Source organism: Shewanella sp. M16 (assembly GCF_018224605.1).
Taxonomy (GTDB): domain Bacteria; phylum Pseudomonadota; class Gammaproteobacteria; order Enterobacterales; family Shewanellaceae; genus Shewanella; species Shewanella oncorhynchi.
Window position 1 is genome coordinate 1 of record NZ_JAGTUL010000014.1, and the last position, 14,680, is coordinate 14,680.

Annotated in this window: 9 protein-coding genes; 4 read left to right on the forward strand and 5 right to left on the reverse strand. The window is 45.6% G+C overall.

Annotated features, from left to right (window positions below; genetic code table 11):
• Window positions 1-397 precede the first annotated feature (397 nt).
• Both KFE26_RS11020 and KFE26_RS11025 read left to right on the forward strand, forming a co-directional pair.
• On the forward strand, window positions 398-1,282 hold the full coding sequence (locus KFE26_RS11020; RefSeq protein WP_113939007.1) for a phospholipase A: 885 nt from the start codon (window positions 398-400) through the stop codon (window positions 1,280-1,282).
• 233 nt (window positions 1,283-1,515) lie between these two features.
• Window positions 1,516-3,072, forward strand: coding sequence for a S41 family peptidase (locus KFE26_RS11025; RefSeq protein WP_212600418.1), 1,557 nt, complete (start codon window positions 1,516-1,518; stop codon window positions 3,070-3,072).
• A gap of 62 nt (window positions 3,073-3,134) precedes the next feature.
• Here KFE26_RS11025 and KFE26_RS11030 read toward each other — a convergent pair whose 3' ends face one another.
• The 5 genes from KFE26_RS11030 to KFE26_RS11050 form a co-directional block, all read right to left on the reverse strand.
• A complete protein-coding gene (locus KFE26_RS11030; protein ID WP_212600419.1) occupies window positions 3,135-4,871 on the reverse strand; it encodes a hypothetical protein in 1,737 nt (578 codons plus the stop codon).
• A gap of 402 nt (window positions 4,872-5,273) precedes the next feature.
• On the reverse strand, window positions 5,274-6,059 hold the full coding sequence (gene mtgA / locus KFE26_RS11035) for a monofunctional biosynthetic peptidoglycan transglycosylase (protein WP_212600420.1): 786 nt from the start codon (window positions 6,057-6,059) through the stop codon (window positions 5,274-5,276).
• Between the two features lie 744 nt (window positions 6,060-6,803).
• Window positions 6,804-7,586, reverse strand: a complete 783-nt coding sequence (locus KFE26_RS11040; RefSeq protein ID WP_105251580.1) for a phosphoadenylyl-sulfate reductase — start codon at window positions 7,584-7,586, stop codon at window positions 6,804-6,806.
• Window positions 7,579-9,276 carry an assimilatory sulfite reductase (NADPH) hemoprotein subunit gene (cysI, locus tag KFE26_RS11045; RefSeq protein WP_212600421.1) on the reverse strand — a complete coding sequence of 566 codons (1,698 nt, stop codon included), beginning with the start codon at window positions 9,274-9,276 and terminating at the stop codon, window positions 7,579-7,581. The genes KFE26_RS11040 and cysI overlap by 8 nt, the downstream gene beginning before the upstream one ends.
• A gap of 99 nt (window positions 9,277-9,375) precedes the next feature.
• Window positions 9,376-11,175, reverse strand: coding sequence for an assimilatory sulfite reductase (NADPH) flavoprotein subunit (locus KFE26_RS11050; protein ID WP_212600422.1), 1,800 nt, complete (start codon window positions 11,173-11,175; stop codon window positions 9,376-9,378).
• 419 nt (window positions 11,176-11,594) lie between these two features.
• Between KFE26_RS11050 and KFE26_RS11055 the strand changes: the two genes are divergently transcribed.
• Complete coding sequence (locus KFE26_RS11055) at window positions 11,595-13,121, forward strand: Re/Si-specific NAD(P)(+) transhydrogenase subunit alpha (RefSeq protein WP_105251577.1); 1,527 nt, start codon at window positions 11,595-11,597, stop codon at window positions 13,119-13,121.
• An 11-nt stretch (window positions 13,122-13,132) separates the two neighbouring features.
• Window positions 13,133-14,617 (forward strand): Re/Si-specific NAD(P)(+) transhydrogenase subunit beta, encoded by a 1,485-nt coding sequence (gene pntB / locus KFE26_RS11060; protein ID WP_105251576.1) that lies wholly within the window; start codon window positions 13,133-13,135, stop codon window positions 14,615-14,617.
• The last annotated feature ends 63 nt before the right edge of the window (window positions 14,618-14,680 follow it).

Consider the following 14,680-nt stretch of genomic DNA (forward strand, 5'->3'; position numbering starts at 1 on the left):
GTGGGCTCGGAGGTGTGTATAAGCGATAGGTTTTTATATCATTTAGATATAAAAGAATAAGTGACCACTCACTTAAAGTGGGGAAAACCTTAGGTTTCAAAATCAAAAATGCCCTAAATCCAAGTTAACCCATTGAAATAAAAATGACTTAATAAGATTAAGCGAATTGCATCAAAATAATTTCTGTCCGCTAAGTGCATGATTTTGGCACTATGTTATTGCCAAAAATTCTACCTAAACATGTCTCTATGGGACTAAAAATGGCTGACTACAAGATTTGTCATTAAGTGACACAGGATTTTTCCATAACCATAAATTCACTTTCTAATGTTAAGCTGGAAATAACTATCTTTGTTGAGTACGACTGACAAATAAATAAACACATCAAGGAGGGCAGATGAAACCACTTTACTCAGGTATTGCATTGGCAGGGCTATTAGCCTGTACGGACATAAATGCCGAAGAATCATTAGTCAAAGGAAGAGTAAAAGATGAACTTGCCACGGCGGATCTACCTTTTGTGATTACGCCACATAAAGTGAATTACCTTTTACCAGTCACCTACAGCCCAGATCCCAACATGGCACCTTTCACCGAAGATGCAATACTCAACCCCTATTCATTAGATGAGTTTGAGGCTAAGTTCCAAATCAGTTTTAAATTTCCTATTTGGTACAATGTGTTTGGTGATAATGGCCATTTATTTTTTGCTTACACCAATCAATCCTATTGGCAGGTTTATAACAAAGACACTTCATCGCCTTTTAGGGAAACCAATCACGAGCCTGAAGTCTTTATGCTGTTTAATAACGATTGGAAAATTGGCAGTGTGACCAATTCCTTTTGGGGATTTGGTGCCGTACATCAATCGAATGGTAAAGCAGGGCCACTTTCCCGCAGTTGGAATCGCCTCTATGCCACTATGATTTTTGATGCAGGCCCACTCGCCTTCTCCACCAAAGTGTGGTGGCGTATTCCTGAAGATGAAAAAACAGATCCATATAAAGCCAGCGGCGACGATAACCCTAATATTGATGACTATATAGGTAAAGCAGAGTTTATTGGCGTTTATGGTATCGATGAACATAGATTCACTTTAACCGTTAAAACCAATCTAGAAGATATCGACAGAGGCTCAGCAGAACTGACTTGGAGTCATCCTATCGTCGGCAACTTACGCTTTTATACTCAATACTTTAATGGTTATGGCGAAAGCCTAATCGATTACAACTATCACAATCAACGTATTGGTATCGGAATTTCACTCAACGATATTCTATAAGAAAGATATACCCACTTGGTCCCGCTGTTTAAGATTGTTTGGGTATATAAAGTGACTAAGTACAAAAATCGACCATAATTTGCTGCTAATCTACCAAACCTGCTGCTAAATTGCTCAGATGGACCTGAGTTTATGGCTCAGCGGGACGATTTACATTGATCCGAATGGCATTTAAGCCGATAGTCGCACACCTTTTTGTGCCCTGAAGCAGCGCCTTAACATCATGGAGGAATATGAGTTTTAGCTACCGCAGCATAGTCATGCTACTCAGTGTCATTATTTTCGCGAGCTTACTTAAGCTCGCGTTTTTCGCTGTGCCAAAAGATAGCGCTGCACCAGTGCTGAATGCACAAGAGGTACGCCAAGATCTCTATGCCTTATTGGATCAAATCGAGCAACACTCAGCGTTTTATGCCTTAACGGCCGACAAAGCCAACCCACAGCTTAAATTTATGGCTAGCCTTATTGTTGAACAGTATCAAGATATTACTCCCAATGATCGCTTTGCTGCTGAAGTCACTAAATTACTCAATACCCTCAAAGATCCAGGCGCTCAAGTGCATAACTTCGATGATCAAAGCGGCGATCTCCCGTTAACGCTAAGGCCAGTCAACGACCAATGGTTAGCCTTGGATAACGATAATAATCCAGTCAACAACGACTTCCCCTTTATCACTCATATCGATGGTTTACCTATGAGCAAATGGGTAGCGACCAGCCAAGCCTACTTACCTGAGCCGGCAAAACAGAGTCAAGAAATGCAGTTACCTTGGCTGAAAAAACTTAACCTACTGCGCGAAGACTTAGGACTCAGCATAAAGCCCTATGTGGTCATTACGCTAATTAATGATGACCTGCAAAGCCAGCAGGTGACTCTCGCCCTGCCAAGCCATAAACCGCAAGTTCAATTAGCAACTATCAGTGAAAAAGACGAGACTCAAGATATTAATGTGCTCGAATTTATTAACCAATTATCTCAATTTGAGCGCACCGAATTTCAAGACATGCCAAATCAATTAGAGACGGTCAACAATACGACGGTCAAACTTAAGATCAGCGATCTCTACGCCTTTGAATTAGATAAAGAACAACAGCAAGAACTGCTCAAAGGCATGACACATCCCTTACTAATCATTGATTTACGTGATGCCAGTGGCTTTAGTCCGAAATTATTGACTATGCTGTCGCGATATCAAGATGCGGATTTAAATAACACTTTAACACCTAACGTGATGGGATTTGCGCACTATCGCCGCTCACCAGAGCTGAGAAATGACTATCTACAGCCGCTCAATTTTATGCCTCTGGATGCGTTAGAGTACAGTCCTCCTAGGCTCAAATCTCTCACCCGTAACTTACCCTCTGTCGATAAAGAGAAATTCAGCCCTTGGTATGTTCGCACTAAGCCTGCGGTGGCTCCTGAAGGGCGAAATCGCTTAGCACTACTCGTGAGTCCCCATTGTCGCCAAGAATGCGAGTGGATTGCCTATCGTACTAAATCTTGGTCTAGGGCAAATTTGATTGGTGAAAAAACCTCAGGCGACTTTGCACGTCAGTATCATTTCAAACTGCCAAACAGTGGATTAAACATAAGATTCAGCAGTTCGTTAACCTATGATGCACAGGGGAGACTCCTGTCCGGTACCGGGACTGAACCGGATATTTTGCTCCCTCAGAACAGTGATATTCAATGGCAAGGGCTCGTTAGTTTAATGCGCTCCGCCAAGCCCAAAGCGCAACTTGTTCTGCCTGCACAGCACACTAAGTTGGCTCAAGCTAAGCTAAATTAAGCCAAAAAAAAGAGCCAGCAATCTGCTGGCTCATTTCAAACAAATATGAGTTTACTAACGCATTACTTCTTTTCAGTCGCTTTAGAATTGGCGACTGAACCTATGACCAAGCCTTGCTTATTCACATCGAAGCTCATTTGAACTCGCATGTTGTAATCTTTAAGCATTTGCATTTCTTCAGGGATCGGCTCACCGCTCATTTCTAACAGTGTAAGCACTGGCGTAAACATCTTGCCGTAATCAGCAGACAAGCTGTACATGCCATTCGCTGACAGTTTCTCGCCTGCTAATTTGTTGGCTAAAGCCAAGCCTTTATCACCGCTATACACCACTAAATGTTGGCCTTTAATCGCCAGCATTGGCTTAACACCTAACTCTGGAGGCAACATCAATATTTGAGATAAATCAGTAGCATCGCCGTTATCGGCTAATTGCACTTCAGCCAGCATAGGGGCGAAAGGTTTGACCATATTGAACAACATGGATGGGTTTTCGGCGCTGAGGCTGACTAAAGCATCTAAGCTTTCTAACTTAGGCTCTTGATCTTGTGTGCTCATTTTAAAATCGAGCAATGAAACGCTCATGCCTTTCACACCGTTAGCCATACCAGTGAACATGCCTAGCATAGCTGGGCTCTGTTGGCTCAACTCAGCCTGCAACTCTGCCAATGGTGCACAGGTCAGTTGCGGCTTTTGCAGATCATCCCAAATAGCCGTTAATGAAGGGGTAATTTCATTGATATCTAAGCCTATTCCCATGGAGAAGATAGTGCTGTCGATATCCGCCAGATGCGATGGAATAAAACCACGCATCTTTTGCATTGCCGCAAGAATAGGTTGATTCTTCGTTTCGACAACAAATGAAGCCGCCATATGGCTTTCTTTTTCAGTCACAGAAAACGCCGTTAAACCAGCAACGGTACGCGGCCAGTTAGCGGCAATCGCAGTCAGTTCGGTACGACATTCTGGTGTTCTGATTTGAGCTAATGGATCTTCACCCTCACTTTCATCAGCAAAAAATTGAGTCAGTTGCTTAGCTAGCATATTGCTATCTGCAGAGGTCAATGCCTTTACAATTTCCACATGGTTAATAAAGCTAATGCTGTCATCTTTAAAACCATGGGTCTTAATAATATCTTCTAATATGCCAGAAGCGGCTAATGACTGCGGCGCCTTCTTAATACCAAATGCCATTTCTAATAACTCAGGCTCGGTAATAGAGGTGCTGAAAGTCATCGTTAATATGCCATCTTTCTGGGCAAATAGCAGTTCTGCTTTCTCTGCTGAGCTTTCATCCGATAGTGCATAAGCGCGATAATCAACATCGCCCACTTTACGCATTTCGTGGGTTACACCACTGTCTTTTTCGGCTTTATCTAATACAGCCCAAAATGCTTCGGCCTGATTAACATCAATCTTTAATACTGGCAAAGCACCTAAAGTATAAATATAAGGTTTAACTTCATCGGGGAAACCGAAGGTTTTTAACAGTAAGGCAGGATCTTTCATCCCATCCATATACTGCTGATAAATGCTAACGAAGAACTTGCCCATAGGGCTATCCTGCACACCGAGTTCATCAAGCGTATTACTTGGATATTGCTGATAATTTCCAGAAATAGACTGTAAATACGCTTTTAACGGGAAGGGTTTTAACTGGCCCGAAAATATCGGCGTATCGGCAGGCACATAGTCGAGCAAAGGATTAGCAGAGGCACTAGAACCCGCGCCATTCTGCATATACCAATAACCACCAGCACCTGCTGCAATAATTGCCGCGGCAATCACAATCTTTTTCATTTAAGAAACTCCATTTAATGACATTCAATTTTATGAAAACAATACCTAAAGAACTCACCTTAGGTATTTAAATATTTATCCGCTCTTACATATCCCTTATGCAGATAATGCAAAATCAGAAAACGCAACGACTCAGCCCTACGCAATACAAACCCAGTTTAAAATGCTTAGGCTAAGCGAAACTAAGGTATAAAATTTTCCCGATAATTTAACATTAAACCGACACAGAAGCGAACAGGATAGGAGTTCGCAGCATTAAAAACGCATTAGAATTAACGTTTATTAAACATAACTCCAATCTTATTTCAATTCGGTAATAAAACATCTCAAAGTCATCGACGATTAAGCAAAGAACTCAATGACAAATTAAGCTCATCTCACTCAAACTAACTCACCAGAGCGTCATCGTGCTTCGTGGACTTTTTTAAGCGTGACATCACCTAGCTGGCGCATTTGCTTACGGATCCAAGCTGAGCGCTGCTGCACATAGGATGACGGTGGAGACACCTTATAGCGCCAAGGATTGGGTAAAATGGCTGCGAGTAATGAAGCCTCGTATTGGGTAAGTTTTGCCGCTGACTTTCCAAAATAATGCTTTGATGCCGCTTCGGCGCCGTAAATACCTGGGCCAAATTCTACAATATTTAAATACACTTCAAGAATACGCGACTTATCCCAAGTCAACTCCATCAATAACGTAAACCAAGCTTCCAATCCCTTACGAAAGAAACTGCGACTCGACCACATAAAAAGGTTTTTCGCCGCCTGCTGACTTAAGGTACTTGCCCCGCGGACTTTGGTGCCTTTTTGATTGTATTTCAGTGCCGAACTTATCGCGGCTAAATCGAATCCAGTATGCTCAACAAAACGTTGATCTTCCGCAGCAATCACAGCCAATTGTAATTCGGGAGAAATTTGCGCTAAATCGCGCCATTGATGCCTGATCTCACCGATAGGTGCTGGTGGAAATAAGGCACGCTCGATACGCCAAGTCCACATTGGAGGATCGACGAATCGTAGTAGGATCACTAATAAAATTGAGCAAATAAATACCCAAACTAATCCCTTAAATAACCAAGACAATAAACGACGAAAACCACGCTTTCGTCTCTGAGGTGCTGGGTCACTCGACTTATTAACACTTGGACGCCTGACATGATCTCGCATCGCATATAAAGGGGCCGTCATTTATACCATCTCATCCACACACTCTCATTTCTTGTTTCTCATCTATCCAGTCAAGCCATCCCATTGCAAGGATTCTTTGGGGCAACCTAGGCTTACAGAAAATATTCTAAAGCTTTACGCGAGTTGCAAGCTGATCATGCTACGAGAGTAAAGGAAACACCAAGGATATCTTACTCGATAATCAAAGATAGGTTGAGAAATAACCATAACAAGAACAAATCACTATTGGAGATTGACTGGGGACCTCGGCAGCTTTGACGACAGCTGACCGAGGTAATGATGGCTGATTAACGAGAGCTAGCAAGTCAATCAAACTGCTTGATACTCGCAGGTGCGAGTCAGGTTTTCAACGCTTTCACTGCATCCAATTAAGCCATATCGATACACAGCAAACCCAGCCCATAAATACCGATATACAACAACTTAACCTCATAAAAGACATGAATCATGTCAATTAACGCAGTAAAACGCTTCAAAACCATCTACGGGAACTTCAAAATATAGCGCAGGCTTAACCAATGTGCATAACTCTGTGAGTAAAAATGTACAACATTTTTAGCATTTAAAAATGAATGCAAACTAACTCTATGAATATCAATCTATCTTAGTTAAATGACGCTTAAATGACATCACTTAGCTTCCTCGACAGTCCAGAGTATTAAATTCAATCCCACTTATCTTAAAATGATAAAAAAACGCCCCAAACTAAGTTGAGGCGTTTAATATTTAAAATCAATAAAATGACTAGATATCGTAGTGCAAACCACACTCACGTTGTAGGCCATTAAAGCGAGTTTCTTCCTCTGTCATGCCTAATTCGAGTGGTTTACTCGAATGGGTATCTCCCACAGAAACATATCCTTGGTCCCAAAGTGGATGGTACGGCAAGTCAAATTGAGTCAGATAGAGGTGCACATCTTTATTCGACCACTCAATAATCGGCAGTAACTTAAAGCGCGTGCCATGAATCGCCAGTATCGGCAACGCCTCACGGGTACTGGCTTGGCTGCGTCTCAGCCCTGCAAACCAAGTGCCTACCTCAAGCTCGGCTAAAGCGCGTTGCATCGGCTCAACTTTGTTTAACCGGTTGTATTGCTCTAGTCCGTTGACCCCTTGCTCCCACAACTGGCCAAAGCGCGCCTCTTGCCATGCCGATGTCATCACTGCTTGGTACACTTTTAAATTCAGTGATAAACGCTCTGTCAGCTCGTCGATAAACTGATAAGTCTCAGAGAATAAATAACCCGTATCCGTGAGAATAACCGGAATATTCGCCTGTGCCTGACTCATCATATGTAGCATTACAGCGGCTTGGATCCCAAAGCTTGAGGACAGCGCATGATTACCGGGCAAATAAGTTAAGCCCCATAGAACTCGCTCTTGTGCGCTTAATCCACCTAAGAACTGATTAATACGTTCAAGCTCTATCGCTTGCTCTGCCTTAGGCGCACTCAATAATGCCTTGAGTTCGGCAGCGCTGACCACAGTCGGCACTTTATCACTGGTTTTTTGCTCAATATCAGCCATGAAAATCCTTAGCGGCATCGATCACCGCCTTCACTACACCCACGCGGACGGTGAAGTTACCAAAGGTTTCGCCTGCATCACGCTCTACGGCGTAGCGGCCAAACAGGGTATCCAATTCGGCGAGAATGTCCGCCTCTTGGATATTTTCTCTGTGCATTTTGTTCAAACGAGTCCCTTCAAAACTTGCACCTAAGTACAAGTTATAACGGCCCGGCGCTTTACCCACAAGGCCAATTTCAGCGGCAAATGGGCGAGCACAACCGTTAGGACAACCCGTCATACGCACGACAATCGCTTGCTCGCTAATGCCGTGTTTTGCCTGTAGCGCATCGATATGATCGATAAACTCAGGGAAATAACGCTCGGCTTCCGCCATCGCTAATGGACATGTCGGCAACGCCACACAGGCAATCGAGTGACCGCGGGTTTGCGTCAACACTTGGCCCAGCAGACCATGTTTACGGGCTAAACCTTCAATCGTGGCTTTATCTTCTGCCGCTACACCTGCGATGATCATGTTTTGATTCGAGGTCATGCGGAAATCGCCCTTGTGGATCTTAGCAATTTCACGCAACCCCGTTTGCAGGGTTTGGCCCGGTAAATCCTTAATACGACCGCTTTCGATAAATAAGGTTAAATGCCACTTACCGTCAACGCCTTCGACCCAACCATAACGATCGCCGCGATCGCCAATCACTACATCACGCTTAGGTTCAAATTTTACTCCTGCACGCAGTTCAACTTCGGCTTTGAACTTTTCATAGCCGTGGTCGACGATAGTGTACTTAAGGCGCGAACGCTTACGATTAGAGCGATTGCCCCAGTCGCGTTGCACTGTCATGACAGCTTCAGCAAACTTCATCACGTCTTCAGTTTTGATAAAACCAAAGTCGTCAGCCAGGCGTGGAAAGGTTTCTACTTCGCCATGGGTCGAGCCCATGCCGCCACCCGCCGTTAAGTTAAAGCCAACTAGCTCGCCATTTTCGGCAACAGCAATAAAGCCTAAATCGTTAGTGTAAACGTCAACATCGTTATCGGGAGGAACTGCAACCGCCATTTTGAACTTACGTGGCAGATAAGTTTTGCCATACACAGGTTCGACGGTTTCATCTTCGGTAGAAAGTAACTTTTCTTCATCTAACCAGATTTCGGCGTAGGCGCGAGTGTGGGGTAATAAATGATCAGACAGTTGTTTCGCCACTGCATAGGCTTGCTCGTGCAGTTTCGATTCCACCGGATTGGGGTTACACATCACGTTACGGTTAACGTCACCACAGGCAGCAATCGAATCCAGCGCTTCGCGATCTAAGTCTTGAATAATGGTCTTCAAGTTACGCTTAGGAATACCGTGGTATTGGAAGGTTTGGCGGGTCGTCAAACGAATGCTGTTCGAGCTAGTTAAAGTCGAGGCAATTTTATCTACGCCTAACCATTGCTGCGGAGAACAAATACCGCCGGGTACACGGGCACGCAACATAAAACTATATAAAGGTTCGAGTTTTTGCTCTTTACGTTCATTACGTAAATCGCGGTCATCCTGCTGATAGAAGCCGTGGAATTTGATCAACTGCTGATCGCCGTCACTGAAACTGCCAGTCACAGAAGAATCTAAACCTTCTTTGATAGTCCCGCGCAGGTAATCGCTGTCAGTCTTTAGGTATTCGTTTAACGCTAACTTTTGCTCACTCATGGCAACTGCCTCTTAAAATTGGGTTCGCTGGCTGCACAGGTCATCACGTGTGCAGCGTTGGCTATTCTTATGCGTTTCTTATCTGCGCAACGGTTGAGATTAATACACGTCTTTTTGGTAACGTTTATCGCTGCGCAGGGTTTCAAAATAGGCTTCGGCAGCTTCGGTATTCAAACCACCGACTTCGACTGCCACCTCAATCAAGGCTTGGTGAACATCTTTCGCCATACGTTCAGCATCACCACAAATATAAAGATGCGCGCCATTTTGCAACCATTGCCACAGGGCTTGGCCTTGTTCTTTAATGCGGTGCTGCACATAAATCTTATGGGCTTGCTCGCGGGAGAACGCTACATCGATACGGCTGAGATCGCCATTTTTCAAATACTGTTGCCACTCTGTTTGATACAAGAAATCCTGCTCAAAGTGTGGATTGCCGAAGAATAACCAGCTATCGCCTTGAATACCTTGGGCTACGCGCTCCTGCATAAAGGCACGGAACGGCGCAACACCGGTACCAGGGCCCACCATGATCACCGGTGTTTCTGGATTTTCGGGTAAACGGAAATGCTTGTTCGACTCAACATAAACCTTAACTTGCGTGCCTTCCTGCGCAGACGCTAAGAAGTGTGAGGCGCCGCCAAAACGTGCTGAGCCGTGGCGATCATCTTCCACTAAGGCCACAGTTAAGTGGACTTCTGTTTCGACTTCGCTTTGACTTGAGGCGATAGAGTAAAGTCTTGGCGTTAATGGACGCAGTAGCTCAAGCAGTGTTGCTGCATTTAAGGTTACTGAGTTATTTGATAACGGATACTGAGTGACTAAATCGGCAAATTGATGCTTAAGGATAAAGTGGCGCACTTGTTCTTTATCTTCGCTCAATGCCAGCAGTTCTGCGCTGCCGCTCAATTCGGCCCATGCTTTGACTAATCCAGGGTATAACTGAGTCAGTTCTTTCTTATCAACCAAAGCTTGCTTAAGGGACAAGGATTCAGTACCAAGGGTCACTAACTCATCGGCGGCTAATGACAAACCCGCTAAGACTTCATCGACTAAGACTTCGTTATTACTAAACCACACACCAAGGGCATCACCCGCTTGATAGGTTAAGCCTGAGTCGCCAAGGTCGATTTCAACATGGCGCACGTCTCGGTCTGATCCACGGCCGGTAATTTTCTGGCTCACAAGCACTTCGGCGCTATAGGGGTTTTGCTTAGTAAATTCACTTTTGCCAATCGCTTTAGCGGTGCCGATGGATACCACACTGGCGGACGAGGTTTCGATCAGCGGCTTAACGGCCTCTAATACATCGGCGTGCCACTGGCCAGCGGCAGCTTCATAATCCACATCACATTCAATTAAAGGTAACAGTGATTTAGCACCGAGTGCCGCTAGGCGGGCATCGAAGTCTTTACCGGTTTGGCAGAAAAATTCATAGCTAGAATCCCCCAGCGCAAGCACAGAGTAATGTAGATTGTCTAACTTAGGGGCACGTTTCGATGCTAAAAACTTGTGTAATTCAATCGCATCATCTGGCGCTTCACCTTCACCATGGGTGCTGACCACCAATAAAAGCACAGCTTCTTGCTTTAATTGGCGAACATTGTATTCGCCCATTGAAGCCAGATTGACCGCATAACCTTGCGCTTGCGCCTTATCGGCGAGCGCTTTGGCGACACCACGGCCATTACCCGTTTGGCTGCCATAGAGGATAGTCACAGTTTGAGCCGTTTGCGCCTGCGCGACGGGCGCTAATTGGCCCGCATTAGCTGTAGCAGCAAGATAGCCACTCACCCAGGCCAATTGCACAGCACTTAACTCAGAAGTGAGTTGTTTTAGCTTCTCGACTTGTCCTTGAGACAATGGCGAAGCCAGCGATGAAAGTTCTTTTAACAACATGAGACGGCCCTATGACAGTGTAATGTCCACAAGCTTATCGCGGTTTAAGAAAAGCAAAAAAGAATAAAATAGGATTTTTAATTCCATTTTGGAATATACAAAGTGCAAAATTTAAGCTACAAAAGTGTGCACTGGTTAAAAGTTTTTGATCCGACCAGTGCAGAAACGGCCTGCTTGAGAAATATGCACTTGTGCCAAGCTAAAGTATTGCCACAATGGTCATGAGCCTGTCGAACAATAATTTCTGTTGCCCACAGAATAGTTTGTTTTAAAAACAAAAAGTGTCCATCCTAGATTGAATGCCCTAACTGACTCGAATCACCCGCCGAATAAACGCTGGTGACGACAGATTTTGCAGTTGAGTACGATGAAGGAAGAACAGCAGGCGGAACGATTATATAAACCATCAGGGAGTAGTCATGCAGATTGGAATACCGAGAGAAAGTCTCGCCGGTGAAACTAGGGTCGCCGCGACCCCAGCCACCGTTGAGCAGCTTAAAAAACTCGGCTTTGAAGTTGTTATTGAGGCCAATGCGGGTCAACTGTCAAGTTTCGATGATGCAGCCTTTGAAGCTGCGGGCGCGAAGGTGACAACAAACGTTTGGCAAGCCGATCTGATCTTTAAGGTCAATGCGCCAAGCGACGCCGAAATTGAACAAATCAAAGACGGGGCGACTATCGTCAGCTTTATTTGGCCCGCACAAAACCCTGAGCTGGTTGCGAAGTTATCTAAACGTAAGATCAACGTGATGGCAATGGACATGGTGCCACGCATCTCCCGCGCCCAGTCACTTGATGCCCTCTCCTCTATGGCAAACATTGGTGGATATCGCGCCGTTGTTGAAGCCGCACATCAATTTGGCCGTTTCTTTACTGGCCAAATTACCGCTGCTGGTAAAGTACCGCCCGCCAAAGTGTTAGTCATTGGTGCTGGTGTAGCTGGCCTTGCCGCCATTGGTACAGCTGGATCGCTTGGCGCCATAGTGCGCGCCTTCGATACCCGCTTAGAAGTGGCCGAGCAAATCGAATCTATGGGCGGCCAATTCCTTAAACTGGATTTTGGTAACGAGGAAGGTGGTTCATCGGACGGTTATGCTAAAACCATGTCGGATGAATTTATTGCCGCCGAAATGGCGCTGTTTGCCGAACAAGCCAAAGAAGTCGATATCATCATCACCACAGCGCTAATCCCTGGTCGTCCAGCGCCTAAGCTCATCACCAAAGCCATGGTCGATAGCATGAAGAGCGGCTCAGTGATCGTCGATTTAGCCGCTGCGACGGGTGGTAACTGCGAATACACGCAATCGGGTGAGCTGTTTGTTACTCCTAACGGCGTAAAAGTGATTGGTTATACCGACCTTCCCGGTCGTCTACCGGCGCAATCCTCACAGCTTTACGGCACTAACTTAGTCAACCTGATGAAGTTAATGTGTAAAGAAAAGGACGGCACAGCCAGCATCAACTTTGATGATGTAGTCATGCGCAATATGACAGTGATTAAAGAAGGTGAAGTGACCTTCCCGCCACCACCGATTTCTGTTTCTGCGGCGCCAGCAAAACCAGCGGCGAAAATCGAGCCGAAAAATACCACTCCGAAGGCACCATCTAAGCTCAAATACGTGCTCGCCGCCTTAGGCGTTGCAGGGTTTGCTGCCGTGGCATCGGTAGCACCACCAGAGTTCCTGTCGCATTTCACAGTATTCTTGCTGTCCTGCGTTGTTGGCTATTACGTGGTATGGAACGTATCCCACTCACTGCATACACCTTTAATGTCAGTCACTAACGCGATTTCGGGCATTATCGTGGTCGGCGCCCTACTGCAAATCGGTCAGGGTTCAACTTTGGTCACTGTACTGGCGTTTATCGCCGTGCTGATCGCCAGTATTAACATCTTCGGTGGCTTCACCGTCACTCAGCGCATGCTGAAGATGTTCCGTAAGGATTAAGGGGGTTTAACGTGTCTCAAGGACTGGTAACAGCAGCTTACATTATTGCCGCCATTCTCTTCATCTTCAGTCTCGCGGGACTGTCGAAGCAAGAGACGGCAAAACACGGCAATTTATTCGGTATCTTAGGTATGGCAATTGCCCTACTGGCTACCATTTTCAACCCCGATACTAACGGAATTGCGTGGATCTTAATCGCTATGGTGATTGGCGGCGCGATTGGTATCCGTTTAGCACTAAAAGTCGAAATGACTGAAATGCCTGAACTGGTTGCTATATTGCACAGCTTTGTGGGTATGGCCGCGGTATTAGTGGGTTTCAACAGCTTTATCGACTTACACCCACAGGAAGTATCACAAGTCGTGGTGGCTGTCGGTGGAGATATCAATACGACCCTCGCCGCAGTACAAGATGCACTAAGTGAAGCGGTGAAGACCGCCAGCAAAGAGCACCTCACTGGCGCTATGCTTAACATTCACTTAGTCGAAGTCTTCCTCGGGATCTTCATCGGTGCGGTGACCTTTACGGGTTCTATCGTTGCCTTTTGTAAGTTACGCGGACTGATTTCATCTAAACCTCTGATGCTGCCACATCGCCACAAGCTAAACCTAGTCGCAGTGCTAGTGTCTTTCGCCCTGTTGGTGTACTTCGTTCAGACAGGTGGCACTATGCCAGCACTGCTGTTGATGACCTTGATTGCCTTCGCCTTTGGCTGGCATTTAGTGGCATCCATTGGCGGCGCGGATATGCCAGTGGTTGTATCTATGCTGAACTCCTACTCAGGTTGGGCTGCGGCAGCGGCAGGCTTTATGTTGTCGAACGACCTCTTGATTGTGGTCGGCGCGTTAGTGGGTTCATCGGGTGCTATTCTGTCTTACATCATGTGTAAGGCCATGAATCGCTCGTTTATTTCAGTTATCGCTGGCGGCTTTGGCACAGATGGTGTGGCCTCGACTGCCGATGAAGAAATGGGTGAATACCGTGAAACCAACGCCGAAGATGTGGCGGATATGCTGAAAAATGCCACTTCAGTCATCATCACTCCGGGTTACGGTATGGCAGTGGCGCAGGCGCAATATCCTGTTGCGGAAATCACTCAAAAACTGCGTGATCGCGGCGTGAAAGTGCGTTTTGGTATCCATCCAGTTGCAGGTCGATTACCAGGCCATATGAACGTACTGCTCGCTGAAGCGAAAGTCCCCTACGATATCGTGCTCGAAATGGACGAAATCAACGAAGACTTTAAAGACACAGATGTCGTGCTCGTTATCGGCGCCAACGACACGGTTAACCCCGCGGCAATGGAAGATCCAGGCAGTCCAATCGCAGGTATGCCAGTGCTGGAAGTGTGGAAAGCGCAAAACGTGATTGGCTTTAAACGTTCGATGAACACAGGTTATGCCGGCGTGCAAAACCCACTGTTCTTCAAAGAAAATACCCAAATGCTGTTTGGGGATGCTAAGGCCAGTGTTGAAGCCATTTTAAAGGCACTTTGAGTTTGATTTAATATCAACAGAGTAGAAATCGCTTAGGCGATAAACACTATTCTAAAGAAATGA

Coding starts and splice junctions, on each gene's coding strand:
- mtgA (WP_212600420.1), bottom strand. CDS start 6,059: ATGACGGCCCCTTTATATGCGATGCGAGATCATGTCAGGCGTCCAAGT.
- KFE26_RS11040 (WP_105251580.1), bottom strand. CDS start 7,586: ATGGCTGATATTGAGCAAAAAACCAGTGATAAAGTGCCGACTGTGGTC.
- KFE26_RS11055 (WP_105251577.1), top strand. CDS start 11,595: ATGCAGATTGGAATACCGAGAGAAAGTCTCGCCGGTGAAACTAGGGTC.
- KFE26_RS11050 (WP_212600422.1), bottom strand. CDS start 11,175: ATGTTGTTAAAAGAACTTTCATCGCTGGCTTCGCCATTGTCTCAAGGA.
- KFE26_RS11025 (WP_212600418.1), top strand. CDS start 1,516: ATGAGTTTTAGCTACCGCAGCATAGTCATGCTACTCAGTGTCATTATT.
- cysI (WP_212600421.1), bottom strand. CDS start 9,276: ATGAGTGAGCAAAAGTTAGCGTTAAACGAATACCTAAAGACTGACAGC.
- KFE26_RS11020 (WP_113939007.1), top strand. CDS start 398: ATGAAACCACTTTACTCAGGTATTGCATTGGCAGGGCTATTAGCCTGT.
- KFE26_RS11030 (WP_212600419.1), bottom strand. CDS start 4,871: ATGAAAAAGATTGTGATTGCCGCGGCAATTATTGCAGCAGGTGCTGGT.